The 26,194-nt window shown below is 64.9% G+C and carries 23 protein-coding genes; 15 read left to right on the top strand and 8 right to left on the bottom strand.

Translation table 11 applies throughout. From position 1 onward, the window contains the following. Positions 1-26: 26 nt before the first annotated feature. The 4 genes from RSO68_RS02635 to RSO68_RS02620 are packed head-to-tail and all read right to left on the bottom strand — an operon-like array spanning position 27 to position 6,613. Positions 27-923 carry a DUF7281 domain-containing protein gene (locus tag RSO68_RS02635; protein ID WP_315585338.1) on the bottom strand — a complete coding sequence of 299 codons (897 nt, stop codon included), beginning with the start codon at positions 921-923 and terminating at the stop codon, positions 27-29. Continuing rightward, complete coding sequence (locus RSO68_RS02630) at positions 920-2,185, bottom strand: hypothetical protein (RefSeq protein WP_315585337.1); 1,266 nt, start codon at positions 2,183-2,185, stop codon at positions 920-922. The genes RSO68_RS02635 and RSO68_RS02630 overlap by 4 nt, the downstream gene beginning before the upstream one ends. Beyond that, entirely contained in the window at positions 2,172-2,834 is a 663-nt protein-coding gene (locus tag RSO68_RS02625) for a condensin complex protein MksE (protein WP_108444489.1), read from the bottom strand. The genes RSO68_RS02630 and RSO68_RS02625 overlap by 14 nt, the downstream gene beginning before the upstream one ends. Next, entirely contained in the window at positions 2,831-6,613 is a 3,783-nt protein-coding gene (locus RSO68_RS02620) for an ATP-binding protein (RefSeq protein WP_315585336.1), read from the bottom strand. Before RSO68_RS02620 ends, RSO68_RS02625 begins: the two co-directional genes overlap by 4 nt. A gap of 495 nt (positions 6,614-7,108) precedes the next feature. Here RSO68_RS02620 and RSO68_RS02615 point away from each other — a divergent pair, with 495 nt between their 5' ends. From RSO68_RS02615 to RSO68_RS02545, 15 genes are all read left to right on the top strand, one after another. Next, on the top strand, positions 7,109-8,197 hold the full coding sequence (locus tag RSO68_RS02615; RefSeq protein WP_089850559.1) for an ABC transporter ATP-binding protein: 1,089 nt from the start codon (positions 7,109-7,111) through the stop codon (positions 8,195-8,197). Position 8,198: 1 nt separating this feature from the next. Then, a complete protein-coding gene (locus RSO68_RS02610) occupies positions 8,199-9,299 on the top strand; it encodes an ABC transporter ATP-binding protein (RefSeq protein WP_089850557.1) in 1,101 nt (366 codons plus the stop codon). Next, a complete protein-coding gene (locus tag RSO68_RS02605) occupies positions 9,292-10,182 on the top strand; it encodes a carbohydrate ABC transporter permease (protein ID WP_089850555.1) in 891 nt (296 codons plus the stop codon). The genes RSO68_RS02610 and RSO68_RS02605 overlap by 8 nt, the downstream gene beginning before the upstream one ends. After that, positions 10,175-11,068 carry a carbohydrate ABC transporter permease gene (locus RSO68_RS02600; RefSeq protein WP_315585335.1) on the top strand — a complete coding sequence of 298 codons (894 nt, stop codon included), beginning with the start codon at positions 10,175-10,177 and terminating at the stop codon, positions 11,066-11,068. Before RSO68_RS02605 ends, RSO68_RS02600 begins: the two co-directional genes overlap by 8 nt. Positions 11,069-11,080: 12 nt before the next feature. Continuing rightward, entirely contained in the window at positions 11,081-11,353 is a 273-nt protein-coding gene (locus RSO68_RS02595; protein ID WP_315585334.1) for a DUF2160 domain-containing protein, read from the top strand. Between the two features lie 47 nt (positions 11,354-11,400). Beyond that, positions 11,401-13,167 carry an ABC transporter substrate-binding protein gene (locus RSO68_RS02590; RefSeq protein WP_315585333.1) on the top strand — a complete coding sequence of 589 codons (1,767 nt, stop codon included), beginning with the start codon at positions 11,401-11,403 and terminating at the stop codon, positions 13,165-13,167. A gap of 178 nt (positions 13,168-13,345) precedes the next feature. Next, positions 13,346-14,989: a glycerol-3-phosphate dehydrogenase/oxidase gene (locus tag RSO68_RS02585; protein WP_315585332.1), complete on the top strand. Its 1,644-nt coding sequence runs from the start codon at positions 13,346-13,348 to the stop codon at positions 14,987-14,989. A gap of 100 nt (positions 14,990-15,089) precedes the next feature. Then, on the top strand, positions 15,090-16,331 hold the full coding sequence (locus RSO68_RS02580) for a uracil-xanthine permease family protein (protein WP_089850546.1): 1,242 nt from the start codon (positions 15,090-15,092) through the stop codon (positions 16,329-16,331). Between the two features lie 211 nt (positions 16,332-16,542). After that, positions 16,543-17,184, top strand: a complete 642-nt coding sequence (gene mobA / locus RSO68_RS02575; protein ID WP_315585331.1) for a molybdenum cofactor guanylyltransferase MobA — start codon at positions 16,543-16,545, stop codon at positions 17,182-17,184. Then, positions 17,181-17,765 carry a molybdopterin-guanine dinucleotide biosynthesis protein B gene (mobB, locus tag RSO68_RS02570; RefSeq protein WP_315585330.1) on the top strand — a complete coding sequence of 195 codons (585 nt, stop codon included), beginning with the start codon at positions 17,181-17,183 and terminating at the stop codon, positions 17,763-17,765. Before mobA ends, mobB begins: the two co-directional genes overlap by 4 nt. Further along, positions 17,762-19,045, top strand: coding sequence for a molybdopterin molybdotransferase MoeA (moeA, locus tag RSO68_RS02565; protein ID WP_315585329.1), 1,284 nt, complete (start codon positions 17,762-17,764; stop codon positions 19,043-19,045). Before mobB ends, moeA begins: the two co-directional genes overlap by 4 nt. 14 nt (positions 19,046-19,059) lie before the next feature. Next, the gene (gene moaC, locus RSO68_RS02560; RefSeq protein ID WP_315585328.1) at positions 19,060-19,926 is read left to right on the top strand and encodes a cyclic pyranopterin monophosphate synthase MoaC; all 867 of its coding nucleotides are present in this window, start codon (positions 19,060-19,062) and stop codon (positions 19,924-19,926) included. A gap of 3 nt (positions 19,927-19,929) precedes the next feature. Beyond that, on the top strand, positions 19,930-20,382 hold the full coding sequence (gene moaE, locus RSO68_RS02555; protein WP_315585327.1) for a molybdopterin synthase catalytic subunit MoaE: 453 nt from the start codon (positions 19,930-19,932) through the stop codon (positions 20,380-20,382). Then, the gene (gene moaA, locus RSO68_RS02550) at positions 20,382-21,374 is read left to right on the top strand and encodes a GTP 3',8-cyclase MoaA (protein ID WP_089850536.1); all 993 of its coding nucleotides are present in this window, start codon (positions 20,382-20,384) and stop codon (positions 21,372-21,374) included. Before moaE ends, moaA begins: the two co-directional genes overlap by 1 nt. A 259-nt stretch (positions 21,375-21,633) precedes the next feature. Then, positions 21,634-21,924 carry an H-NS family histone-like protein gene (locus RSO68_RS02545; RefSeq protein ID WP_089850534.1) on the top strand — a complete coding sequence of 97 codons (291 nt, stop codon included), beginning with the start codon at positions 21,634-21,636 and terminating at the stop codon, positions 21,922-21,924. Positions 21,925-22,009: 85 nt separating this feature from the next. On the opposite strand, the gene RSO68_RS02540 is transcribed toward RSO68_RS02545, so the two are convergent. The 4 genes from RSO68_RS02540 to RSO68_RS02525 form a co-directional block, all read right to left on the bottom strand. Further along, the gene (locus tag RSO68_RS02540) at positions 22,010-23,644 is read right to left on the bottom strand and encodes a ribonuclease J (RefSeq protein WP_390882375.1); all 1,635 of its coding nucleotides are present in this window, start codon (positions 23,642-23,644) and stop codon (positions 22,010-22,012) included. A gap of 225 nt (positions 23,645-23,869) precedes the next feature. Next, on the bottom strand, positions 23,870-24,631 hold the full coding sequence (locus RSO68_RS02535) for an amino acid ABC transporter ATP-binding protein (RefSeq protein ID WP_315585325.1): 762 nt from the start codon (positions 24,629-24,631) through the stop codon (positions 23,870-23,872). After that, the gene (locus RSO68_RS02530) at positions 24,628-25,302 is read right to left on the bottom strand and encodes an amino acid ABC transporter permease (protein ID WP_315585324.1); all 675 of its coding nucleotides are present in this window, start codon (positions 25,300-25,302) and stop codon (positions 24,628-24,630) included. The genes RSO68_RS02535 and RSO68_RS02530 overlap by 4 nt, the downstream gene beginning before the upstream one ends. Before the next feature lie 17 nt (positions 25,303-25,319). Next, entirely contained in the window at positions 25,320-26,039 is a 720-nt protein-coding gene (locus tag RSO68_RS02525) for an amino acid ABC transporter substrate-binding protein (RefSeq protein ID WP_315585736.1), read from the bottom strand. Positions 26,040-26,194: the final 155 nt, after the last annotated feature.

Here is a 26,194-nt window from a genome sequence, read left to right as displayed (position 1 = left end):
GTTGGTGCTGACCCATTGCTCCCCGGTTAGGCTGGATGGTGATTGCCAGCACGATAGGCGATGCTGGTCACTGGTGCTCCATGCGCCAGCATCGCTTCTTGTGACAAGGCGAGTCGTTCCTGCTTCATCAACTGCACTGCCTGGCGCAGCTCGGCACTCAAGCCTTGCTGGCGCTCCAAACGGGCCAGTTGTTCAAGCTGCTTGAAATACTCGCCCTCTTTACGGGACTTCTTGAGCTCGAGGGGGAAGACGGGGATGACGACTTGCTGCTGGCGCGCCGGAACGTCTGCAAAGACCCCCTGGGCTATCTCAAGGCCCGCCGCGTCGAAATCCACAAACAAGTGCAACGATATTCTGTCGGCCCAATCAGCCAGCAATGTTTTCAGCTCGCGGGCGCCTTGGTCATGGCCCCGATAGAGAATGAGGGTATTGTCGCGCAGTGCGTCTGGCAGCAGCGGCACGATCTGCCACCAGCGCTCCATCACTGCCCCATTTTCTACCACCAGCACGTGCTGGGTCTCGGGCGTCAGGATGAGCATGTCGCCGAGTACCGCGGGGAGAACGCCGGGCGGGCAAGGAAGCGGGAGAGCAGTATCCCCGGCCCGGATGGTCACCTCACCTTTGGTGTGCGCAACACGCTGGAGGGAAGAGAAGGCCTGGTGCGTGGAGATCTTCTCGTCCGGTAGGTGACCCGCCAGGCTCACCCGATCCTGATCCAGGTTGAGGTGAAGGCCGGCGTTATTGGTGAGTCGATCATAGACACGGCGGATACGATCGAGGTCGTGGGCCAGTAGCCGCAGCGTCCTTCCTTGAGGGGTGCCAATGCCATGCTCTTCATGAATGTGCCGCCACACCTGGCCCAGTCGCACCTGGTCGGTGGGCTGACGAAGGACGCGCTGGAGTACCTTGATCGTGTCCCTCATGCCGCGTGATGCCTTTCCAGAGAAAAAACGATGTCCTCCACCAAGCGGGTGCCATCATAAGTCCCCATTTGCCGCTCGGTCAGCTCGACCGGCACGACGACCTCACCGTTCTCCAGCCGCATGTTGTAACTCTCCCATAGTGCCAGCATCCAGAAATCGAGGGGCTCCTCGACATCGAGCTTGTAGTAGGCGTCGATGGCTGAGATTGGCTGTTGCGTCACGAGAGTCGGCAAGGCCTCAAAGAACCATTCCAGGGCATGTTCGAGCGGATCTTCAGGCTCGACCTCCTCGGCGCCACGCTGGTCGATCACCTCGACTCGCTCCGTGGAGACATTCGAATCGGTGAGCGCGCCGGGCTCGAGGCGACGCAACGCGTTCTCCGCGAGCTCATCAAGCTCCTCACGCTGTGAAGGGTCGTCTATGGCCGGGTGCGCTCGTATCTCAAGGGGCTCCACTCGGAAGAGGCTAGGCGACCGGCCATGGGCTTCATCGAGGATATCCTCGCCGGGGGTATATCGGGGATTGCGCTCGTAGTGCTGCAGCCAGGCATCGATGACATGGTTCTGTCGCTGCACTTCCTTGTCGTTCTGCAGCTTGGCCAGGTTATCGGTGAGCCGGTGGAGGGCATCCACCAGATTCGCTCTCAAGCGCGAGAGGCTGCGGGCCAGGATCTTGGTCAACAGGTACTGCAGCTCGCGGCTGAAGCGGGCGAGCTGCATCAAGTAGGACGGGGTCAGGGTATCGAGAAGCCGGTTAATGTTGCCGGCTTCATCCAACGCACGGCGGTTCTCCAGGATGCGCAGATCGATATCGGAGACCGTCGAAAAGCGATTATGGATATAGTGCGTGAAGCGGACCACGATGGCCTGGAGGGTGTTGATGAGGCTGGCAATGACTTCCTGGGCCTCGATCAGTTTCCGAGAGGCATCATCGGTCGCACCGTTGTCCCGGGCGACAAAATAGCTTTCCACGACGTTTTGGAGCTCGCGCACCAAGTCACTGACAGCACCGCTGGACGCCTGACGCTGATAGCTCTGGGTCACATGCGCCATCAAGTCTCCGACCACACGACTGACCTGTACGTGCGGGAGGTCCTCATCGAGGTGAAAGACCAGCTGGTGATGACGCAGGGCCTGAATCGTCTCGCGATTGTCAGGGGTGTCATAGATCACACCGCCGTGTTCGAGCGTTGCCTCGGCCAGCGCGTCGGTATACTTGGCCAAGGCCTTCATCGCATTTCGCGCATCATCAAGACGTGCCAAGGAAGAGCCCCTCTTGCCGTGGTTCGTTCAGCGCGGCCTCACGCTCCTCAGCGACGATGCCTTCACGCGCCATCACGAACTCGAGCTGATCCTGAAGCAAGGACCACTTGCCGGTGGCCTGGTAGATGGCTCCGGAACTGTCGATGGCCACTAGGTAGCCGAGCTTGCACAGTTTTTCGAGCAAGTGGCGCAGGCGGACCTTGGCATCGCGTGACTGGGACTGCACCTGAAAGCGGGTGGCGATGACTTCCAGCTCTTCCTGCATCATGGAAGAGTTTTCGATCGCGGCCAGCCACTCACTCTCGCGCACGACATCCTTCACCTTCAAAGGCTGCGAGGATGGCGAGGCTTGTCGAGACAGGCGCAACCAGCGCAAGAGAGCTTCCCAGTCACGCACCGCACTTTCGAATTGGTGGCGGATCCGATGCCGGACGCCACGCGACTCGGTATCCAGATAGACGCAGTAATACCCTGAGCCATCCCGGGTTTGTTCAAGCCCATGGCCGATCTCCGCCAAGTAATGACTCACCCGGTCCTGGCCTTCGAGTGTGCTGAGGTATTCGTGGGCCTCCTTGGCACTGACGGGGCACAGCACCTCGCCCCTCAAGAGCCCCTCTATGGCGGCGGCGAAACGGGGATCGTAGCTCATAGCGGATTCTCCATGTCGACCTGAGGAGCCAGGCCTGCAGGCGCCGAGGCGTCACTACTGCTCATGCCCAACAGCGGGTTATGGCCCTTGTCATGTTCGCGCGGGCGCATGATGCGAACCCCGCCGTCCTTGCTCAAGGAGACTTTTTGGGTGAAATGACGCTGCACATCACTGTGCAGTTTGGGCTGGGCACACAGCAGTGTGATGTTGTAGTCGGCCATCATGCGGAAGATCTTGGCCACGTTCTTCGGGTCGAGTTTGCCCAGCTCATCGATGGGCCAGGTGATGTTGACCTGTGGATCACGGCAGAGGTAGCGCGTCAGTCCGCTGAAGAGGATCAGGATGGCGATGTTGGATAGCCCCTCGCTGCTGGCCTTCTTCATGTCCTCATCACGGCGAATAGGCACTAAGCGCCCTTGTTCCCGGAACTGGATCTCGATGCTGACCAGGTTCTTGAGGTCGAAGGTCGCCATCTTGGCGGCCTTCAGGTCTTTGTCGACGTGGCTCATCGACGACAGCAGGGCGGTACTCGGCAGGCCGGCAAAGTTTTGCTGACCCCAGGCTTTCCATACCTGGGCAAACGCACTGAGGTTCTTCCAGAAGTCGTATTCGTGGATGTTCGAACGCACGACGACTTTCACATCACTGATCTCGGAGAACTCGTGCTGCGTGTTCAGCTGGGCTTCCAGCTCACGGCTGACTCGCGAGGTCATCGTGTCGAGGTTCTTGAGGTTCTCATGGTAGTAGGCGAGCTGCCCGCCGATACTGTGGATCGTTTCGTTGAGCGCGCTTTCGACCTGGGGGAGCGCTTCATCGACCAGCGCCTGAAGGTCCTGCATCAGCACGATGTACAGTGCCTCAGTGGCCTCAGGCAGCCCGGACTGCAAGCGCCGCGCCTCACTCATGCGGTCCCAGGTATCGTGAATCTGGGTTTCGGGGTGTTGCGCGATCAGGCTGCTGCTTTCGCGCGAGGCCTTGATGACATCCTGCTTCTGGCGGGTAGTGAACTCGATCAACCGGCGCATTTCGGTAGCCAGCTGCTCATCGCCCAGGGCCTCGCTGTTGGGCGCCAGCGCCTGACGGTCTGGAATCTCGATCACCGGGATCGACTCAAGCAGGCCGGTTGCGTTGTCACAAAGCCGCTGCCAGGACTCACACGTTTGCGAGGCGCCGTTGATGTTAGCTGCGACCTGCTGGCGCTCAGCCTCAAGGCGTTCCCGCTTGCTGTTATAGGCTTGCTGGGCATCGCTCAGTTCAAGCTCGGCTTTGTCTTGCGCGCGTTTCGCGTCGTGAAAGCTGCGCTCCTTCCGTGGCTTTTCCTCGACCATGAGGTTTTGCCACTGTTGGTAGGCGAAGACCTCATCGCGCATCGCCTCAGCCGCCTCTATCTCGTCGGTTAAGCGGGCGACTTCCGCTTTTTTCGCCTGTCGTGTGGCAATATCGATGCCCTCATCCGCCAGGGCCTGGTCACGGACCGCCTCCAGTTCGATAAGGCGCGAGGTGAGCGAGGCCTCGTGGTCCTCGCGACGCACCACTATCTGGTCTCGCCGCTCCTTTACAGCATCTTTTGCGCTGCCCTGATCGGCCTTCAGCTGCAGTTGCCGCGCCTTGTGGTCACGCTGCAGATGAAGGGAACGCTTCTCGGCCTCGAGTTTTTCTTTCTCGAGGCGATGGTTGGCGTCAGTCAGCTGGCCCGTGAGGGCCTGGTAGCGCTGGTTCCCGGCGCCTGTCACCTCCGCCTCAATGGCGCGATGGGTGGCCCGGCACTGAGATAACTGGTCCTCGGCGTTCTTGTGGCGCGATCGACTGAGGGTGACGCTCTGGGCGGTTTTCGCCTGCTTTTGCTGGGCCTCTTTCCACGCCTTCTCCTGACGGTCCACGTCTTTCTTGGCCGCTTCCAGTCGGTTGCTGGCGTGTTCCAGCAGTGCCATGAGTTCTTCGATGGTCCGCGCGTCGTCTGGGCGCTCCAGCCCGGCCAAGTCCAGCTCCAACCCAAAGGCCTGGGTCAGGTCTGGCGTACTCGACAGCCGGGGGTGCAAATCACGCCGCCGCAGCAGCCGCGGATCGATGAGCTTGCCAAGCCCATCGTGCCAATCAAGCCCGGAATTACGTAGGAACGCCAGCAGGGTCCCATCGGCCGGGTAGACCTGTCGCGTCAGCCGTTCGACGTCAGCGGATTGCAGATCTCTGGCGCTCTTTGCCTGAGTGAAGAGCCGTTCCGCCCGCTCGAGGGCCTGTGCTTCCTTTTCCTCGGCGTCGTTGGCCGCGTTCAGCTGTTGCAAGTGGCTGGCGACGAGCGCTTCGGCGCTCTGGGTACTCGACACCGCTTCCGCCAACCGTTCAGCCTCCTCCGGCGTGGGGTCCTTGGCGGTCGCGCGCTGCTCCTGAATCTCTTGGATGGCTGCCCGGAGCTCGTCCGCGCGCTGCGCATCGTGGGTGCGCAGATCGTCTTGCTCTTTGCGTATCTCGTCCTCGAGGGCGGCCTGTGCGGCATTGTGCGCCTCGTTCAAGTCCTGAAGCTCAGCGTTGGCGGCGTCGATACGCCGGGTGAAGTCCGCTTGCGCCTTGCCATGCTCCTCACGGACTTTGTTGACCTGGGCGTGGTAGGTTTCTTCGATCCGTGTGGCTGAGGCCGACATGTAGGCCAGCGCGTCCTCCGCCCCCTTCAGCGCTTTTCGCAGCGAGGGCAGGTCATCGAGGCGCTGTTGCCAGGTGTCGATGTCCTTGGCATCCCATGCCTCCTGCTCCTTCTCCTGCCCGAGAAGCCAGCTTTCGGCGGCCTGGGCCTCGCTGCGCTGCTGGCTGATGATGCCATTCAGCTCTTCCCGCCGTTCATCAAAGCGCTTACGGGTCTCTTCGAGGTTGTCATCGAGCTCCCGACGCTGAGCCTCTAGCGTGTTGAGTTGCTCCTTCTTACTCGCTATCGCCTGTTCCAGGCCGCTAAGCGTGCTCGTGATCGCCTCTCGGCTGTCCTGAAGGGCCAGGTGGGTTTCAAGCGCCTTGCGGAGTCGCGGCTCATGCTGCTTGAACTTCTCCAGGCTTTCGACGTTCTGCCACAAGTCGGCGTTCTTGTGGTGGGTCGGGGGATCACTGATATCGATACGGTCTCGCAGCATGGTGTCGATCACCATGTCCTCGAGACTCGACACGAGGCGCGATTTGTCCAGCACCACGGCCGTCAGTTGCTCGATGTGCTGCATCCTCCCCAGACCATCACCGAGGCTAAAGCGTCGTGCATCCTCGTGACGGCTGAACTTGGCGGCTTTCTTCCGGCGCCGTTTCCCGCTGGCATGGACGTCGTTCTGAATGATGGAGCGATAGTCCATGACGCTATTGATCTGAGAGCTGACCGCGCACCCCATGCCCGGCAGGGCATCACCGACGATGCTGTGGGCCGCCTCGCCCGCAGCAAAGCGTTCGCTTAGGTCGGAATGAAACAGCGTCTCGTCGGCCGCCCCTTCCACGAACCGGTAGGCCAGTTGCCCACCGGAGCGGCGATACAGGATCGAGCAACAGCAGGCGCCATCGCGCCGGCGATACTCGAACACCACCATGCTCTGGTGGTTGGGCAGGTAGTAGTCGGCAAAGCTGACCTTGTTCGCCGCCCGCTCGACCATCGCCCCCGGGTCCTGGCCGTAAAAGACGGGGATCAACTTCAGTGCCGAGGTCTTGCCCGCCCCGTTGGTGCCCTGCACGTTGGTGTGGCCATCACAATCGATCCGGGAACGCTTCCCGTGAAAGATGGAGTGGTGAAGGATGATGGCTGTCAGTCCGGACATCGGAGGGATCCCTGCGCCAAGTGAGATGGATATGCGCTTCACATTTACTCTCTGAAGTCTAACAGAGGTCTCGCTCGCCTCGGGGCTGCGGTGAGGTAGGCAGGCGTTATCACTTTTTACCGGGTACGAGACACTCTATCGCCATGGCGATACAAAGCCGTAATGCCAACCCTGTGACGGTGTTACAGGCTGATCGGCTTCAGACGCCACCGCCTTTCCTTGGCACGCGGGTTCGTATCAAATCGCGACATGTTCGTTTTCGCGCATCGTGCCTCGCAAGTGCCCGGGACCCATGGTCATCGCGTTGGGCTAGACAAAAGTTTAATACCGAATAAAAGCGTTTTTTTTCATATGCTTGCGTGAGTCATTGCGACGTTGGAGCAGGGAGCGCTGATATTTTCGCTTGGCGACATTTGTGTTTGAAAGTGAATCTCGACTACGTTGGATGGACGAGTCCTCGCACTCGCCACATAACAACGACACTTCGAGATCCGTATGTCCCTGATCCTAGACAACATCGATCATGTGGTCGGTGGCTCCTTACATATCGCGGGCGTGAACCTGGAGCTCGGGCCCGGCTCCTTCAACGTCCTGCTGGGACGTACCCTGTCGGGCAAGACCACCCTGATGCGGCTGATGGCCGGGCTGGACGTGCCCAGCAAGGGCCGCATCCTGATGAACGGTGAAGACGTTACTGGCCGCTCGGTGCGCAAGCGCAACGTCTCCATGGTCTATCAGCAGTTCATCAACTATCCGGCCCTCTCCGTCTTCGACAATATCGCCTCGCCCCTGAAGCTAGCCCGGGTGCCGCGGGCCGAGATCGATCGCAGGGTGCGCGAGGTGGCCGAGATGCTGCACATCGAACATCTTCTCGACCGCCTGCCGCTGGAACTCTCCGGCGGCCAGCAGCAGCGCACCGCCATGGGGCGGGCGCTGGTCAAGGATGCCGACGTGGTGCTCTTCGACGAGCCGCTGGTCAACCTGGATTACAAGCTTCGCGAGGAGTTTCGCGACGAGCTGCGCAGCGTGTTCAGCGAACGCAACTGCATCGCCGTCTATGCGACCACCGAACCCGCCGAGGCGCTGGCGCTCGGCGGAAACACCGCCGTGCTCCACGAGGGCCGCCTGCTGCAATACGGGCGCACCGAGGACGTTTACCACCGCCCGCGGGATATCCTCGCCGCCGAGATGTTCTCCGAGCCGCCGATCAACATCGTGCACGGCCTCATCTCCGGCGATGAGGTGACCTTCGACGAGCGCACGCACTTCCCCCTCAACGACGACCTGCGCTCGCTGCCCCCCGGGGAGTACCGCTTCGGCGTGCGTGCCTCGCACATCTCGCTCGCGCCCCGGGCCAAGGACGACATCGAGGTGCAGATGATCGTCGACCTGGCCGAGATCAGCGGCTCCGAGACCTTCCTGCACGTGCATAACGACCGCTTTCACATGACCGTTCACCTGGGGGGCGTTCACGAGTTCGACGTCGATGCTCCCGTGACGCTCTACTTCCCGACCCACAAGGTCTATGCCTTCGATCGCCACGGCGACGTGGTGCATATCCCGACGCACCTGGGGGGCGTGTGACATGGCCGAGATCACCCTGAAGTCGCTGGCCCACACCTATCTGCCGAACCCTTCGTCGCCCGAGGACTATGCCATCCGCGAGATGGATCACGTCTGGCATCAGGGGGGCGCCTACGCGCTGCTCGGGCCTTCCGGCTGCGGCAAGTCGACCCTGCTCAACATCATCTCCGGCCTGCTGGAACCCTCCAGCGGCGAGGTGCTCTTCGATGGGGAGGTGGTCAACGCCCTGCCGCCCGAGGCGCGCAATATCGCCCAGGTTTTCCAGTTTCCCGTCATCTACGACACCATGACCGTCTACGACAACCTGGCCTTCCCGCTGCGTAACGTGAAGACGCCAGAGGCCAGGGTCCACGAGCGAGTGATGGAGGTCGCCGAGGTGCTCGAGCTGACCGGTCAGCTCAAGCGCAAGGCGAAGAATCTCTCCGCCGACGAGAAACAGAAGGTCTCCATGGGTCGGGGGCTGGTTCGCGAAGACGTCTCGGCCATCCTCTTCGACGAGCCGCTGACCGTCATCGACCCGCAGCTCAAGTGGAAGCTGCGCCGCAAGCTCAAGGAGATCCACCAGCGCTTCGAGATCACCATGGTCTACGTGACCCACGATCAGCTCGAGGCCTCCACCTTCGCCGACAAGATCGCCGTGATGTACGAGGGCCAGGTGGTGCAGTTCGGCACGCCTCGTGAGCTCTTCGAGACTCCCAATCACACCTTCGTCGGCTATTTCATCGGCAGCCCCGGCATGAATTTCCTGACAGTCACGACCCACCAGGGGCGGGTGATGGCTGGCGAGACACTGCTCGAGGTGGGTAAGGGGGTCCATGATGCCGTGGCCGGGGCGCGCTCGGACAACGTCAAGCTCGGCATTCGCCCGGAATTCATCGAGGTCCACGAACAGCCCGTCGTCGGCGCCATGGAGGCCCGGGTGCAGCACGCCCAGGATCTCGGCACCTACTCGATCGTCTACCTGACGCTGGGCGGCACGCCCCTCAAGGCGCGCATCGAGGAGGGCCAGACGACCCCGAGCGGCCGCGCCTGGCTGCGCTTCCCCGACGATCGCCTCGGCCTGTACGTCGACGAGTTCCGCGTGGAGTTCGACCATGAATAAAGTCTACAACAACCGGGCCTGGTGGCTGATCCTGCCCATGCTGGCGCTGGTGGCCTTCTCGGCGGTGATCCCGCTGATGACCGTGGTGAACTACTCGGTGCAGGACGTTTTCGATGCCAACACGCGCTTCTTCACCGGCACCGAGTGGTTCAAGGAGATGCTCAACGACCCGGCCCTGCAGGCGGCCGTGCTGCGCCAGTTCGCCTTCTCGCTGACGGTGCTGGCCATCGAGGTGCCGCTGGGCATCGGCATCGCCCTGATCATGCCCAAGAAGGGCTGGCAGGCCTCCGCCGTGCTTATACTGGTGACCATGCCGCTGCTGATCCCCTGGAACGTGGTGGGCAGCATCTGGCAGATCTTCACCCGCGGCGACATCGGCCTGATGGGCTGGAGCCTGCGCGAGCTGGGCTACGGCTACAACATCACGGCGAGTCCGGTGGATGCCTGGGCGACCATCGTGCTGATGGACGTCTGGCACTGGACGCCGCTGATCGCGCTGCTCTGCTATAGCGGCCTGCGCTCGATTCCCGATGCCTACTACCAGGCCGCGCGCATCGATCGCGCCTCGAAGTGGGCGGTGTTCCGCTTCATCCAGCTGCCCAAGCTCACCAACGTGCTGGTGATCGGCGTGCTGCTGCGTTTCATGCACTCCTTCATGATCTACGCCGAACCCTTCGTGCTCACCGGCGGCGGGCCCGGCAGCTCCACCACCTTCCTGAGCCAGTCGCTGACCACCATGGCGATCGGCCAGCAGGACCTGGGGCCCTCGGCCGCCTTCTCGCTGATCTACTTTCTGATCATCCTGCTGGTCACCTGGGTCTTCTACACCGCGATCATGAACATGCAGAAAGACAGCCACCAACAGGAGGCCCGCGATGAGTGATTCCTTGCCCACGACCCCGGATGCCGTGCGCAAGCGTGCCGCCGCGGCCGACAACCGTCGTCGCCGCCGGGCACGCCCGGCCTCCCGTCAATGGCGCCGTCGGGGCCTGATGACGGCCTACATCGTCTTCGTGCTGCTGCCGATCTACTGGCTGCTCAACATGTCCTTCCAGTCCAACACCGAGATTCTCGGCGGGCTGACCCTGTGGCCCGAGGACTTCACCCTGGAGCACTACGCCAAGATCTTCACCGAGCCCAGCTGGTACATGGGCTACGTGAACTCGATCACCTACGTGCTGATGAATATGCTGATCAGCATCGCGGTGGCGCTGCCCGCGGCCTACGCCTTCAGCCGCTACCAATTCATCGGCGACAAGCACCTGTTCTTCTGGCTGCTGACCAACCTGATGGCGCCGCCCGCGGTCTTCCTGCTGCCGTACTTCCAGCTCTATTACACGGTGGGGCTCTTCGATACTCATATCGCCGTGGCCCTGGCCCACTGCCTGTTCAATATCCCGCTGGCGGTGTGGATCCTCGAGGGCTTCATGAGCGGCGTACCCAAGGAGATCGACGAGACCGCCTTCATCGACGGCTATAGCTTCCCGCGCTTCTTCGTGAAGATCTTCATTCCGATGATCAGCTCGGGGATCGGCGTGACGCTGTTCTTCCTGTTCATGTTCTCCTGGGTCGAGCTGCTGCTCGCCAGCACCCTGACCTCCACCGGCGCCCAGCCCATCGCCTCGGTGATGACCCAGACCAAGGGGGCCTCGGGCATCGACTGGGGCACACTGGCCGCGGCCGGCACCCTGACCATCCTGCCCGGCATCGTGGTGGTCTACTTCGTGCGCAATCATATCGCCAAGGGCTTCGCCCTGGGCCGGACCTGAGGAGGGCGCGACATGGAATGGATGGTCTGGACCACGCCTACCACCGTCTTCTTCGTGGTCATCGCCGCCATGCTGGTCGGCATGACGGCCTGGGAGGTGGCCTCGCCGACGGTCGAGCGCAAGGGCTTCCTGCCGATCGCCACCACCCGCGGCGATCGCCTCTTCATCGGGCTGCTCACTGCCGCCTACATCCACTTGCTGGTCGTGGGCTTCACCCCGCTCAGCATCTGGCTGGCCCTGGCCGCATCGTTTCTGTGGCTACTGATCCTGATGCGCTGGGGCTGACTTCAACGCCATGCAATCGTGATATGGAAACCAAGGTTCATGGACGCATGACCACAACCAACGAGGTCAACATGACAGCAATAACAATACGACGCTCACTGGTGGCGGCCAGCATCATGCTGGCCAGCGCCTCCCTGCACGCCGACAACCACGATGCCCGGGCGATCGCCAAACGGCTGATCGATGAGCATTTCCAGGATTCGACGCTGTCTCGCGATCAGCAGATCGAGGAACTGCTGTGGTTCGCCAAGGCGGCCGAGCCCTTCCGCGGCATGGAGATCAACACCGTGGCGGAGGGCCTGACCACGCACATCTACGAGCGTGATGTGCTGGCCGAGGCCTTCAGCGAGCTCACCGGCATCGAGGTGACCCACAACATCATCGGTGAGGGGGATGTGGTCAACAACATGCAGACCCAGATGCAGTCGGGTCGCAACATCTACGATGGCTACGTCAACGACTCCGACGCCATCGGTACCCATATCCGTTACGGCACGACCGTCAACCTCTCCAACGCCATGGAGAACGAGTGGGCCGACTATACGTTGCCGACCCTGGATCTCGACGACTTCATCGGCCTGCAGTACGGCACCGGGCCCGATGGCAGCCTTTACCAGCTGCCCGACCAGCAGTTCGCCAACCTCTACTGGTTCCGCTATGACTGGTTCCAGCGCGAGGACCTGCAGGACCAGTTCCGCGAGCTTTATGGCTACGACCTGGGCGTGCCGACCAACTGGACGGCCTATCAGGACATCGCCGAGTTCTTCACCGAGCACGTCGGTGAGATCGACGGCACCAAGGTCTATGGCCACATGGATTACGGTCGCCGCGATCCGTCGCTGGGCTGGCGCTTCCACGACTCCTGGCTCTCCATGGCCGGCATGGGGAGTACCGGCGTGCCGTTTGGCAACCCGGTCGACGACTGGGGCATCCGCGTCAATGAGCAGAGCGAGCCGGTGGGGGCGAGCGTCAGCCGCGGCGGGGCCACCAACTCCCCGGCCTCGGTCTTTGCCGTGACCAAGATGGTCGACTGGCTCGAGCAGTACGCGCCGCCCGAGGCCAGCGGCATGACCTTCGGCGAGGCGGGGCCGGTGCCGGCCCAGGGCCAGATCGCCCAGCAGATGTTCTGGTACACCGCCTTCACTGCGGACATGACCGATCCTGCCCTGCCGGTCACCGACGAGGAGGGCAATCCCAAGTGGCGCATGGCGCCGTCACCCACCGGCCCCTATTGGGAGGAGGGCTCGAAGGTCGGCTATCAGGACGTGGGCTCCTGGACCTTCTTCGACTCCACCCCCGAGGATCGCCGCACCGCGGCCTGGCTGTTCGCCCAGTTCACCACCGCCAAGACGGTGTCGCTCGAGAAGCTGATGGCGGGCCTCACGCCGATCCGCGAATCCGACATCTTCTCCGAGCAGATGACCGAGATGGCACCCAAGCTCGGTGGCCTGGTCGAGTTCTATCGCAGCCCCAACGAGTCGAACTGGACGCCGTCCTCCACCAACGTGCCGGACTATCCGCGCATGGCGCCGCTGTGGTGGCAGAACTTGGCGCCGGCGGTCAGCGGCGACATCTCGCCCCAGGAGGGCCTCGACAACCTGGCCGCGGACCTCGACAGCATCATGGCGCGCCTGGCGAGGGCCAAGGTCTTCGCGACCTATTCCCCCAACCTCAACGAGGAGCGTGATCCCGAGTACTGGCTTTCCCAGCCCGGATCGCCCAAGGCCGAGCTGGACAACGAGATGCCCCAAGGCACCACCGTGCCCTACGACCAGATGATGGAGGAGTGGATGGCCGCCGGCTCGCGCGAATGATCGGCATGCGGGTCGCCTGACCCGCTCAGCCTGGCGCCGGGCTCACCCGGCGCCGAGTCAGAACGTGTGACCGGTTGCCTGAACGGGACCTGAGGCCCCGCTCGGTGCGCGCCGAGCGGGGCCTTTCGCTTCGATACGAGGTGTTTCGACACCCGGTGCTTCGAAAAAAGGGCCAGACATGCAACTCAGAGAGAACAACCTCAGCAAGCTTCCCGAGCGGGTCTTCGATGCGCTGATCGTCGGCGCCGGCATCAACGGCGCCGCCGCCGCCGCCGCGCTTAGCGGCAAGGGCGCTCGGGTGGCGCTGATCGACCGCGGCGACTTCGCCGGCAGCACCAGCATGCACTCCTCCAACCTGGTATGGGGGGGCATCAAGTACATGGAGAGCGGCGACTTCGCGCTGGTGCGCAAGCTCTGCAAGAGCCGCAACCACCTGATCGAGAGCTACCCCTCCACGGTGCAGGAGATTCGCTTCCTGACCACGATCAACAAGGGCTTTCGCCATCATCCCCTCTACCCCTGGGCCGGCACCTGGCTCTACTGGCTGATGGGCAGCGCCTTCACCCGGCGGCCGAACTTCCTGCGACCCGGCGGCATCAAGGCGCGGGAGCCGATCATCGACACCGAGCAGGCGCAGGGCGGCTTCGAATATTCCGATGCCTACCTGCACGACAACGATGCCCGCTTCGTCTTCAACTTCGTGCGCGGGGCGCTGGATTTCGGCACCGTGGCGGCCAACTACGTCGAGTCGATGGGCGCACGGCGCGAGGGCGATCTATGGGTCACCCAGATGCGTGATCGCATGGACGGCCACACCTTCGAGGTGCGCTCGAAGGTGCTGATCAATGCCGCCGGGCCCTGGGTCGATCAGCACAACAGCCTCTCGGGGCAGCAGACCGACCATCGGCATGTCTTCTCCAAGGGCATCCATCTGATCGTGCCGCGGCTGACCGACAGCAAGCGGGTGCTGGCCTTCTTCGCCGACGATGGCCGGCTGTTCTTCGTGATCCCCATGGGGCCGCGCACCTGCATCGGCACCACCGATACCCGGGTCGAGAAGCCCGAGGTCGGGGCCACCGAGGACGATATTCGCTTCGTGCTCGACAACATCAACACCCGCCTCGCCCTGGAGAAGCCCCTGGGCAAGGCAGACATCATCGCCACCCGCTGCGGCGTGCGTCCGCTGGCGGTGAAGCCCAGCGGCGGCGACGACCGGGACTTCCTCAACCTGTCACGCAAGCACGCCATCGATATCGATGCCGAGATGGGTCACCTGAGCATCTTCGGCGGCAAGCTCACCGACTGTCTCAACGTCGGCGAGGAGGTCGTCGAGGAGGTGGCGCGGCTCGGCGTCGAGATCCCCTATCCGGACGTTCGCTGGTACGGCGAGCCGGATGCCTCTGTGCGCGAGGCCTTCATGCACCAGGCGCGGCTGATGGACCTGGATGCCATGACCGGGGAGGGCGCTTCGGAGCCGCTGAGCACCCGCCTGTGGCGCCGCTACGGCGCCCAGGCGCTCGAGCTGCTGGAAGACATCCGCCAGGACCCCCGCCAGGCGGAGGTGCTCATCGAGCACACCGAATACCTGCGCTGTGAGCTCAAGCTGGCCAGGCGCCGCGAGATGGTGACCAGGCTCGAGGACTTCCTGAGGCGCCGCTCGAAGATCTCGCTGGTCGTCCCAGAACACACCATCCGGCGCTCCCCGGGCCTGCGCGAGGCCTGCGACATCCTCTTCGACGATCAGGCCGAGGCGCGACTCCAGGAGTATCTGGCGACCGCCTCGCCGGAGTTCGCGGGGCTCGAGCGTGAGGGGCGGGGGTAGGGTCAGGGGCAAGGGTAGGCGGGGTCCCAAGCCGTGGAGAGGCTGGTAGAATGCCGCGCAGCTCGACTGCCCCTCCCCGGATTTGATGGAGTCCACGACCATGAATGACCAGACGGCGGCCTCGCCCCTGCCGACCGAAAGCCCGCTTCGCACCCTGCTGACCGGGGCGCAGATGCTCTTCGTCGCCTTCGGCGCCCTGGTACTGGTGCCGCTGCTCACCGGCCTCGATCCCAACGTGGCGCTGTTCACCGCGGGCATCGGCACCCTGATCTTCCACGGCGTCACGCGGGTCAGCGTGCCAGTCTTTCTGGCCTCGTCGTTCGCCTTCATCGCGCCCATCCAGAGTTCGGTGGCCAACTACGGCATTCCCGCCACCCTCGGCGGGCTGATGGTCGCGGGCCTGGTCTACGTGGTGATCTCCCAGTTCGTGCGCCTCAAGGGCACCGCCTGGCTGCATCGCCTGCTGCCGCCGGTGGTGGTGGGGCCGGTGATCATGGTGATCGGCCTGGCGCTGGCGCCGGTGGCGGTGAACATGGCCACCGGCGAGACCAGTGAGGCCATCGGTTACGGCACCGCCATCTTCCTCTCCATGGCGAGCCTTCTGGTCACGCTGGTGCTGGCGGTGTTCGGGCGCGGCCTGATTCGGCTGATCCCGATCATGGGCGGCATCCTCACCGGCTACGCGCTGGCGACGCTGATGGGCGTGGTGGACTTCACGCCGGTGCATGAGGCGGCCTGGCTGGCGCTGCCGTCGTTTACCGCGCCGAGTTTTCACTGGGCGGCGATCCTGTTCATGATTCCGGTGGCCATCGCCCCGGCGGTGGAGCACATCGGCGACATGGTCGCCATCGGCTCGGTGACCCGCAAGAACTACCTGGAGAAGCCCGGCCTGCATCGCACCCTGCTGGGCGATGGCCTGGCCACCGCCGCCGCGGCGATCTTCGGCGGGCCGCCCAACACCACCTATTCCGAGGTCACCGGTGCGGTGACCCTGACCCGTGCCTTCAACCCCTGGATCATGGTGACCACCGCCTGCATCGCCATCGTGCTGGCCTTCGTCGGCAAGCTTGGCGCGCTGCTGCAGACCATCCCGGGGCCGGTGATGGGCGGCATCATGACGCTGCTGTTCGGCTCCATCGCCGTGGTGGGCATGAACACCCTGGTACGGGCCGGCAAGCCGCTCACCGCGCCGCGTAATCTGGTGGTGGTGTCCTTGGTGCTGGTCTTCGGCATCGGCGGCATGCAGTTCGGCAACGGCCAGTTCACCCTGCAGGGCGTCAGCCTCGCCGCGCTGGTCGGCATCGTGCTGAACTGGGTGCTGCCCCGCGCCGAGGAGGAGTGATTTCCCCGAGATAGGCCCATGGCGTGATCATCAGGGCGCTTGCCGCCGCGATCGAGGAAACGTTTCAACACGGCATGCCGCCCCGTCGGGGCCCGGATGAGGGCACTTGACCCGTATCAGGGTACCGGCCCTGCTGGCTTGCCCGGCATGGCACCCGTGAGCGGGCTAAGGCATCATGGAGACTGATACCATCGATTCGCCAGGAGAGCCCATGATCACCCGAGAAGCGCTCACCGGCATGATCCTGGCCGGCGGCCAGGGCCGCCGAATGGGCGGTCGCGACAAGGGGCTCGAGCCCTTCGCCGAGCGGCCGCTGGTGGCCCATGTCCACGAGCGACTGGCAGGTCACGTCGCCGAGGTGCTGATCAACGCCAACCGCAATGTCGAGCGCTATCGGCCGCTGGCCGATCGCGTGGTGACCGACGCCGAGGGTGGCTATCAGGGCCCGCTGATGGGCATCTACTCGGGCCTGCGTGCCGCGACCACCCCCTGGCTGGTGGTGGTGCCCTGCGACACCCCGGCGCTGCCCGGTGATCTGGTCGCGCGCCTGGTCGCCGGCATTGGTGAGAATGACGGCGAGCACGACATCGCCGTGGCCTTCGATGGCGAGCGCCTGCACCCGGTGGTGGCGCTGATCCGCACCTCGCTGGCCGATGACCTGGCCGCGGCCCTGGCCGACGGCGAGCGCAAGATCGACCGCTGGTACGCGCGCCACGCCTGGTGTCGGGTGGACGTCAGCGACTGCCCCGACGCCTTCGCCAACCTCAATACCGATGACGAGAAACAGCGCCTGGAGCGCGCCCTCGGCGAGGCGGCCCGGGCGACGCGACCGTTGACGAGAGTGAACCCATGAGCGAGCGCGTGCCGGAACGCCTGCCCTTCAACGACGATCTCCCGGTGCTCGGCATTGCCGCCTGGAGCGGCACCGGCAAGACCACCCTGCTGGAGCAGCTGCTGCCCGCCTTGCGGCGCCGCGGTCTCGGCGTGGCGGTGATCAAGCATGCCCATCACGCCTTCGACGTCGACCAGCCCGGCAAGGATAGCCATCGCCTGCGCCAGGCCGGTGCCTCGCCCATGGTCGTCGCCTCCCGGGCGCGGGTGGCGCTGATGATGGAGACCCCGGATCGCGAGGAGGCCGACCTGGCCGCGCTCATCGAGATGGTGCGCCCCCAGCGTCCCGATCTGGTGCTGGTGGAGGGCTTCAAGGCCTGGCCGCTGCCCAAGCTGGAACTCTATCGGCCCGAGGTGGGCAAGCCGCTGCAGGTCGCCGAGGACCCTTGGGTGCGGGCCGTGGCGAGCGATGCGTCGCTCGCGCTGCCCGAGGGCGTCGAGGCGCTGGACCTCAACGACCTCGAGGCGCTCGCCGACTGGATTGCCGCCTGGCCCGCCCGCTGGCCGGCCTGCCAGTGTCCGCGCGAGGAGGTGCTGTCATGACGCTCTCCTGTTTCGATCTCGGCGAGCGGATGCTGACGGTGGCGGAGGCGGGCGAGCGCCTGGCGACCCTGATCGAGGCGCCGCTGCCCGCCGAGCGGGTCGAGCTATCCGATCTTCACGGCCGCGTGCTGGCCGAGGATGCCGTCTCGCCCATCGACGTGCCGCAGAATACCAACGCCGCCATGGACGGCATCGCCCTGGCCTGGCCCAGTGAGCCCGCGTGGCCCGGCGAGTGGCGCCTGGTCGGCGAGGTGCTCGCCGGCGGGCAGCGCGGCGAGGCGCTGGCGGCCGGCGAGTGCGTGCGCATCACCACCGGCGCCCCGCTGCCGCCGGGGGCCGATACCGTGATCATGCGTGAGCAGCTCATCGAGGCGCTCGATGTTCAGCCGTTCAACGAAGAGCAGGGCGAGGCCGTGGTAATCGACCGTCCCGAGCGCGTCCGCCGCGGCCAACACGTGCGGCAGGCCGGGGAGGATATATCCCGTGGCCAGCGGGCGCTTGCCGCCGGCACGCGGCTGGGCGCCGCCGAGCTGGGGCTGCTGGCCTCGCTGGGCCTGGCCGAGGCCTGGGTCCAGCGTCGGCCGCGGGTTGCCGTGTTCTCCACCGGTGACGAGGTCACCGCCCCGGGTGCGACGCTGCCGCCCGCCGGTATCTATGATGCCAATCGCCATACCCTGGCGGGGCTGCTGCTTGAGCAGGGCGCCGAGCCGGTAGACCTCGGTATCCTGCCCGACGATCGTGAGGCCATGGAGGCCGCGCTTGGCGAGGCCGCCGCAAACGCCGACATGGTGATCACCAGCGGCGGCGTCTCGGTGGGTCATGCCGATTTCACCCGGGCGGCGCTGGAGACGGTCGGTCGCCTGGCGTTCTGGCGCATCGCCATTCGCCCCGGGCGCCCCATGGCCTGCGGTCTGCTGGGCGAGCGCGGCGTGCCCTTCCTGGGGCTGCCGGGTAATCCCGTGGCGGTGATGGTCACCTTCCTGCAGTTCGTGGCCCCGCTGCTGGCCCGGATGCAGGGGCGAGGGGCCGTTGGCCCCCTTAGGCTCACCGCCGTTGCCGACGAGGCCCTGAAGAGCCGCCTCGGCCGTACCGACTTCCTGCGTGGCATCTTTCATACCGCCGACGATGGTCGCCTGCACGTGCGCAGTACCGGCGCTCAGGGCTCCGGCATCCTCTCCTCGATGGTGGCGGCCAACTGCCTGATCGAGCTCGCCGACGACCGGGAGGGCGCGGCCCCCGGCGAGGCGGTGAGCATCCAACCCCTTCACCGATTGCCTTGAGGCGCCGACTCCCCATGTCCATGACCGACCAGCCCATGACCAACCCGTCCCTGACTCATCTCAACGCCCGCGGCGAGGCCCACATGGTCGATGTCGCCGACAAGCCGGAGAGTCGCCGGGAAGCCTCGGCCTCCGGACTCATCCGCATGCGGCCCGCGACCCTGGCGCTGCTCGCCGAGGGCGGGCTGCCCAAGGGCGACGTGCTGGCCACGGCGCGCATCGCCGGCATCCAGGCCGCCAAGCGCACCCACGAGCTGATTCCCCTCTGTCACTCCCTGGCGCTGTCCAAGGTCGCCATCGATTTCGAGCTCGATGAGCCGAACGCCTGCGTCCACGTCACCGCGACCTGCCGCCTCAATGGCCGCACCGGCGTGGAGATGGAGGCCCTGACCGCGGTCTCCGTGGCCTGCCTGACGCTCTACGACATGTGCAAGGCCGTGGACAAGGACATGGAGATCGGTGCCATCCACCTGGAGGCCAAGACCGGCGGCAAGTCTGGCGACTATCGGCGCCATGAGGCCCCGGCGACCGCGGCCTCCGTCATCGAGGCCGCCACGGCGCCCATCGTCACCGGAGAGGGCGCCGCCGGCGAGGTTTCGGTGGGCGTGCGCTGCGATATCGCCAGCCCCTGCATTCGGGTCAAGTGCCTGGCCGAGCTGCGCGAGCGCCTCGGGGTCGGCGACGTCTCGGTGCCCTTCCATGACCTGCCAAGTGCCGATGTGGCGGGTCTCAAGGCGGCGCTCAAGTCGCAGGATCCGTGCTTCGAGGGACTCGACCAGGGGCGCGTGCTGTGCGCCGTCAATCAGGTGATGGCCGGCGATGCCACGCCGTTGACCGAGAACGACGAGGTCGCCTTCTTTCCCCCGGTCACCGGAGGCTGAGCGATGATACGCGTGCAGCAGGAGAGCTTCGATGTCGGCGCCGAGCAGCGTGCCATCCTCGACGGTCGCAGCGACATCGGAGCGGTAGTCAGCTTCACGGGGCTGGTGCGCGACTTCAACGAGCGCCCCGAGGTGCAGGCGCTGACCCTCGAGCACTATCCGGGGATGACCGAGGCCGCCCTCGAGGCGATCGTGCAGGAAGCCGAGGGTCGCTGGTCGCTTCAGGGGGTGAGCGTGATTCACCGGATTGGACGCCTGGCCCCCGCGGACCCTATCGTGTTGGTAGTGGTCGCCAGCGCCCATCGACGCGCCGCCTTCGAGGCCTGCGACTTCATCATGGACTATCTCAAGACCCGCGCTCCCTTCTGGAAGAAGGAGCACACGGCCAGCGGGGACTACTGGGTGTCAGAACGCGACGGTGATCATGACGATGCCCGTCGCTGGGAGTACTCTTAATGACCGATGAGCTGATCGACGATTTCGGCAGGCGGGTGAGCTACGTGCGCATCTCGGTCACCGATCGCTGTGACTTTCGCTGCGTCTACTGCATGAGCGAGGAGATGACCTTTCTCCCCCGGGCTCAGGTGCTGACCCTCGAGGAACTGGCGACGGTGGCACGCGCCTTCACCGAGATGGGCGTGGAGAAGATCCGCCTGACCGGGGGCGAGCCCCTGGTGCGTCGCGACATCGATCGTCTGGTCGATGATATCGGCGCGCTGCCCGGCCTCAAGGATTTCGCCATGACCACCAATGGCGCGAGCCTGCCGAAATTCGCCGGACGCCTGCGCGACGGGGGCCTGAAGCGACTCAATATCAGCCTCGATTCGCTAGACCCCGAGCGCTTCCGTCGGCTGACCCGTACCGGCGATCTGCACAAGGTCATCGCGGGTATTCGTGCCGCCCGAGAGGCTGGTTTCGAGCGTATCAAGCTCAACGCGGTGATCCTCAAGGGACGCAACGACGACGAAGTGATCGACCTGGTCGACTTCGCGCGTGCCGAAGGGCTCGATATCAGCTTCATCGAGGAAATGCCGCTGGGCGATGTTTCCGACCACTCCCGGGCCGAAACCTTCTGCTCGAGCGATGAGGTCCAGGAACGTATCCAGACGCGCCATGAGCTGATTCCCACTACCGAATCGACGCTCGGGCCGTCCCGCTACTTCATGATGCCCGACAGCGAATCGCGGGTCGGCTTCATCTCGCCCCACAGCCACAACTTCTGCGATACCTGCAATCGGGTGCGCGTCACGGTGGAGGGGCGTCTGCTGCTGTGCCTCGGCAACGAACACTCCGTGGATTTGCGCGCCGTCCTGCGTCGCTATCCGGGGGATATCGAGGCCGTGAAGTCGGCGATCGTCGCGGCCATGCCATTGAAGCCCGAGCGTCATCACTTCACCACCGATGGTGACGTCCAGGTGGTGCGCTTCATGAACATGACCGGCGGCTGACGCGCCCTGGGGTGCAGTCGGGCGATGCCTGCGGGAATTTTCGGGCGACACTTCGGTGTCGCCCGCTGCTTTTTGCGTCCGTTAATGGCCAAGCGTCCTTGGGATTTTCGGTCTTCCGAGGGAGTCGTTTAACGATCATTTCGCGCCGCTAGATCCTCGCCTTTGCTCCAACACTTCTTGCCAATGTGGTATCAGTGCATATACTTTTGACGTGTCATTAATGGTTGCCACTTTCCAACATTCGGCATGGAGACCGCCAATGTCCAGCGAAACCCTGGAGCGTATCGCCCGCAACAAGAACGTGGCTCGTGCCGCGGCACGCCAGCTCAGCATGGAGCAGCTGCACAAGCTGGCCGAGGTCATCGGAGAGGTCATCGAGCAGAAGAAGGACGAGGAAGTTCAGCGCCAGGAAGAGGAAGCCGAGAAGGCCAGGAAGCTCGCCGAGATTCGCGAGCAGATCAACGAGGCCGGCCTTTCCCTGGATGATCTGGTGACCGAACAGCCCACCCGCAAGCGCGGTCGTCCGCCGAAGAACGGCAGCAAGTCGTGAGCCCCTTTCCGCCGCGCCTTTTTCTCCAGGCGCGGTGGTGACTTTCTACGCGTTTCCAACCGACCGCTCCCACAATAAACCGGCCTTACTCTCCCGGCATCTCCGCCTCCACGGCGAGGATCTGCAGGTGGACCTCGGGGACGCGATGCAGATGATCGGCCAGCCAGCCGAGCAGGCGGGGCTGCAGCGCCAGACGCAATTCCGCCAGGGAATCCACCTCGATTCCGTCCAGGCAGTCGTCCAGCCAGTCGGCGAAATCGGTCTCGTCCATGGGGCTTGCCTGGCTCGAGTCGAGCATCAGCCGGCCGATCCGCGTCCAGCCCGAGTCGGTGGCGGCCACCGAGAGGGCGAGGTAAAGGCTGCCATGGCGCGAGCGATGCCCCCCGTCGCCGCCACCGAGGCCCGGGAGGGCGGCGACCTCATCCTGACTGACGATATGCGGCTGCTGGGGATGGCGCGCCGTGAGGGAGAGGCCGTTGGCATCCAGGCGAATCAGGTCGCCGTTGGTCGGCATCAGCGGGGCCTGAATGCCGAGCGAGGCCGCCAGTGACTGGTGGGCCTGCTGGTGGCGAGCCTCGCCGTGTACCGGCAGCAGGTGGCGCGGCTTCACCCAGCCGTAGAAGGTTCGCAGCTCCTCCTGAGCCGGGTGGCCCGAGGCGTGTAGCTCGGGGTGATTATCTTCATCGAAGAGGCTGACGCCGAAGTGGCGGAGCCCGGCCTTCAGGCGCTCGATCAGCCGCTCGTTGCCGGGAATCGCCTTGGCCGAGAAGATCACGGTGTCACCGGTCATCAGCTCGAAGTGGGGATGGCGCCCCCGCGAGAGGCGGGAAAGCGCCGCCCGGGGCTCGCCCTGACTGCCGGTGGCGATCACCAGCACCTCCTCGGGGGGCAGGTAGCCGAGATCGGCGACCGGGACCAGTGGCGGCAGGTCATCCATGTAGCCCAGCTGGCGGGCCACCCCGACCATGCGCTCCATGGAGCGTCCCATCAGGCTGACGCGACGCCCGCAGCGCCGAGCCGCGCGGCCGATGGCCAGCACCCGGGCCAGGTTGCTGGCGAAGCAGCTGACCACCACGCGGCCCTCGCACTGATCGATGGTGCGGGTCAGGGCCTCGGCGACCTCGCCCTCGCTTCGCGAATGGCCGGGCAGCGGGGCGTTGGTGGAGTCGCCCACCACCAGGTCCACCGGGGCGATGGCGCGGAAGGTGGCGGCCGAGATCGGCGGGCCGATCAACGGCTCGGGATCGAGCTTCCAGTCGCCGGTGTGCAGCACTCGGTGTTCGCCCGCGGCGATCAGCAGCGCGCAGCTCTCGGGGATCGAGTGAGTCAGCGGCAGTAAACGCAGGGTGAAGGGGCCGGTCTCCAGCGCCTCGCCGGGTTCGATCACCTGGATGGCGTCGGTGGCGAGCCCGCGCTCGACGAACTTGGCCCGCAGCAGGCCCGCCGCCAGCGGCGTGGCGTGGATCGGACAGCCCCACTTCGGCCATAGCCAGGCGGCGGCGCCGATATGGTCCTCGTGACCGTGGGTGATGATCAGCGCCCGGGGCCGGATCGACAGCCGCTCGAGGGTGGAGAGGTCGGGGACCTGGAGCGGATTGTCCGGCAGGTCCTGGCGGATCATCATGCCGCAGTCCACGGCGATCCAATCGTCCTCGCCGCTTCTTTTGCCACCCCTCCCGCCATCTGACCTCTCACCGAAGCCATAGAGGCTGAGATTCATGCCGATCTCGCCACAGCCCCCCAGCGGCAGGAAATGCAGCGGTGGACGGCGGCGAGGACGGATCTGAACGCGGGGCTGTAGCATCGGACAAGGGTGGGCCTGAAAACGTGTACGAACACTATACGGGATGGCCGGCGCGCCTCACAACGCGGCCATCCGGCGCGGGTCTGTCCGCCACGTTTTCGTCCGACCGGCCGGCGAGGGCCGCCAGGGGCCGGATAACGCCTACTCCGGCACGTCTAGCGCGACCTGGGTGGCCAGTACCTGGCGCAGGAAGTCCCGCGTGCGGGGATCCTTGGGCGCGCCAAAGAGCTGGTCGGGCGGTCCCTGCTCGACGATGCGTCCCCCTTCCATGAAGATCACCCGGTCCGCCACGTCCCGGGCGAAGCTCATCTCGTGGGTGACCACCAGCATGGTCTGGCGCTCGGCGGCGAGCTGCTTCATCAGGCCCAGCACCTCCTCGACCCACTCCGGGTCTAGCGAGGAGGTCGGCTCGTCGAAGAGGATGACCTCGGCCTGGGCCGCCATGGCTCGGCCGATGCCGACTCGCTGCTGCTGGCCGCCGGAGAGCGAGGCGGGGTAGGCATCGGCCTTGTCGGCGAGGCCGATACGCTCGAGGATCTCCCGCGCTCGCGCGTGGGCGCGAGCCTTGGGCCAGCGGTTGACGACGATCAGCCCCTCGGCGATGTTCTCGAGCGCCGTCTTGTTGGCGAACAGCGCATAGTTCTGGAAGACGAAGGCGGTGCGCCGCCGGGCCGTCAGGATATCGGCGCGCGTCGCCCGGGTGACGTCCACCTCCAGGTCGCCGATGGTCAGCTGGCCGGCGTCGGGGCGCTCGAGGAAGTTCAGGCAGCGCAGCAGCGTCGACTTACCGGTCCCCGAGGGGCCGATGATGACGACGATCTCGCCCTGTTCGATGGCGAGATCGATGCCGTCGAGCACCGCCTGGCCGCCGAAACGCTTGATGAGTCCCGCTACCTTGATCATCGGCGATATGCCTCGTTGAGCCGGGTTTCCATGCGCCGCTGGACCCAGGCCAGCAGCTCGACGATCAGCCAGTAGAAGATCGCCACGGTGATGAACGCCTCGAAGTAGAGGAAGCTGCCGGCCGCCTCCTTCTGGGTCGCGCCCATCAGCTCGGTGACCCCGAGGGTGAAGGCCAGCGAGGTCGCCTTGATCATGTCGATGAAGTAGTTCATCAGCGTGGGCACCGCGACCCGGGTGGCCTGGGGCAGCACGATGCGGCGCATCAGCTGGCCGTTGGTCATGCCGATGGAGAGCGCCGCCTCCGTCTGGCTGCGGTCGACCCCGACGATGGCGGCGCGGATGGACTCCGCCATATAGGCCGAGAAGTGCAGGGTGAGGCCCATGATGGTCGCGGTCACACCGTTGATCTGGGTGAGGAACGCCAGCACCTGGGGCAGGCCATAGTAGAAAAGGAACAGCTGCACCAGCAGCGGCGTGCCGCGAAAGAAGGAGATGAACAGCAGGGTGGCAGCGTTCAGCCCCGGGATGCGCAGCACGCGGATTACCGCCAGAGCGCAGGCCAGGATCAGGGCCAGCGCCATGCCCACGGCGGCCATCTGCAGCGTCAGCGGCAGGTAGCGCAGCAGGATGGGCGCCAGCCCCAGCATGTAGTCGAGATCGAGCACGGACATGTCAGCGGCTCAACGCCTCACGGGGTGGTGATGTCGGTGCCGAACCACTGCTCGGAGATCGCACGCAGCTCGCCGGACTCGCGCAGGGTAGCGAGCGCGGCATCCACTCGATCGCGCAGTTCGCGATCCGCCTCGGTGTCGCGGAAGGGCAGGGCGTTTTTGATCTCGGAGAAGGGCTGGCCGGCGAGTGCCAGGGGCAGCGGCTTCTCCTTGATGACCTGGCTGGCGCTGACCCGGTCCATCACGAAGGCATCGACGCGCCCCAGGGCGGTGTCCTGCTCGATGTTGCTCTCGTAGGTGCGGATCTCGATCTCGTCGGCGTAGGGCAGCTCGTTGAGCAGCTGCTCGTAGTTGGAGCCGAGGTTGACGGCGACGGTCTTGCCCTTCAGGTCGTCGACGCCCTGAATCGTCTCGTTGCCGGCCTTCACCACCACCTGGGCGCCGTCATAGACGTAGGGCTCGGTGAAGGCGTACTTGGCCTCGCGCTCCTCGGTGATGGTGATCTGGTTCGCGATGGTGTCGATGCGCCCCGACTCGAGCATGCCGAACAGCCCCGAGAAGTTCGCGGTGACGAACTCGACCTCCACGCCCATTTCCTCGGCCACGGCCGTGAGCACATCCACCTCGAAGCCCTGGAGCTTGTCCTGCTCGACGAAGGTGAACGGGAAGTAGCCGCCGGACATGCCGACCTTGATGGCGTGGTCGTCGGCCTGGGCCAGGCCGGTGGCGCCGAGCATGCCGGCGGTGAGGATCGCCAGGGTAGGGCGGGAAACGCGCTTGAGCATGTGAGGGCTCCTGGACAATTTGCTTGATGAGAAGGTCCGTCACGGGCCGTGACGTGGATGGCGCTCACACTAAAGAATAAGAAAGCGTTTTTCCAATAGCCTCTGGT

It is taken from the genome of Halomonas saccharevitans, assembly GCF_032333995.1.
Taxonomy (GTDB): Bacteria; Pseudomonadota; Gammaproteobacteria; order Pseudomonadales; family Halomonadaceae; genus Halomonas; species Halomonas saccharevitans.
The sequence above is the reverse complement of the archived record's forward strand: the minus strand, read 5'-3'. Positions and strand labels throughout refer to the sequence as shown.

Coding starts and splice junctions, on each gene's coding strand:
- RSO68_RS02635 (WP_315585338.1), bottom strand. CDS start 923: ATGAGGGACACGATCAAGGTACTCCAGCGCGTCCTTCGTCAGCCCACC.
- RSO68_RS02625 (WP_108444489.1), bottom strand. CDS start 2,834: ATGAGCTACGATCCCCGTTTCGCCGCCGCCATAGAGGGGCTCTTGAGG.
- RSO68_RS02620 (WP_315585336.1), bottom strand. CDS start 6,613: ATGTCCGGACTGACAGCCATCATCCTTCACCACTCCATCTTTCACGGG.
- RSO68_RS02615 (WP_089850559.1), top strand. CDS start 7,109: ATGTCCCTGATCCTAGACAACATCGATCATGTGGTCGGTGGCTCCTTA.
- RSO68_RS02610 (WP_089850557.1), top strand. CDS start 8,199: ATGGCCGAGATCACCCTGAAGTCGCTGGCCCACACCTATCTGCCGAAC.
- RSO68_RS02605 (WP_089850555.1), top strand. CDS start 9,292: ATGAATAAAGTCTACAACAACCGGGCCTGGTGGCTGATCCTGCCCATG.
- RSO68_RS02600 (WP_315585335.1), top strand. CDS start 10,175: ATGAGTGATTCCTTGCCCACGACCCCGGATGCCGTGCGCAAGCGTGCC.
- RSO68_RS02595 (WP_315585334.1), top strand. CDS start 11,081: ATGGAATGGATGGTCTGGACCACGCCTACCACCGTCTTCTTCGTGGTC.
- RSO68_RS02590 (WP_315585333.1), top strand. CDS start 11,401: ATGACCACAACCAACGAGGTCAACATGACAGCAATAACAATACGACGC.
- RSO68_RS02585 (WP_315585332.1), top strand. CDS start 13,346: ATGCAACTCAGAGAGAACAACCTCAGCAAGCTTCCCGAGCGGGTCTTC.
- RSO68_RS02580 (WP_089850546.1), top strand. CDS start 15,090: ATGAATGACCAGACGGCGGCCTCGCCCCTGCCGACCGAAAGCCCGCTT.
- mobA (WP_315585331.1), top strand. CDS start 16,543: ATGATCACCCGAGAAGCGCTCACCGGCATGATCCTGGCCGGCGGCCAG.
- mobB (WP_315585330.1), top strand. CDS start 17,181: ATGAGCGAGCGCGTGCCGGAACGCCTGCCCTTCAACGACGATCTCCCG.
- moeA (WP_315585329.1), top strand. CDS start 17,762: ATGACGCTCTCCTGTTTCGATCTCGGCGAGCGGATGCTGACGGTGGCG.
- moaC (WP_315585328.1), top strand. CDS start 19,060: ATGTCCATGACCGACCAGCCCATGACCAACCCGTCCCTGACTCATCTC.
- moaE (WP_315585327.1), top strand. CDS start 19,930: ATGATACGCGTGCAGCAGGAGAGCTTCGATGTCGGCGCCGAGCAGCGT.
- moaA (WP_089850536.1), top strand. CDS start 20,382: ATGACCGATGAGCTGATCGACGATTTCGGCAGGCGGGTGAGCTACGTG.
- RSO68_RS02545 (WP_089850534.1), top strand. CDS start 21,634: ATGTCCAGCGAAACCCTGGAGCGTATCGCCCGCAACAAGAACGTGGCT.
- RSO68_RS02540 (WP_390882375.1), bottom strand. CDS start 23,644: ATGAATCTCAGCCTCTATGGCTTCGGTGAGAGGTCAGATGGCGGGAGG.
- RSO68_RS02535 (WP_315585325.1), bottom strand. CDS start 24,631: ATGATCAAGGTAGCGGGACTCATCAAGCGTTTCGGCGGCCAGGCGGTG.
- RSO68_RS02530 (WP_315585324.1), bottom strand. CDS start 25,302: ATGTCCGTGCTCGATCTCGACTACATGCTGGGGCTGGCGCCCATCCTG.
- RSO68_RS02525 (WP_315585736.1), bottom strand. CDS start 26,039: ATGCTCGGCGCCACCGGCCTGGCCCAGGCCGACGACCACGCCATCAAG.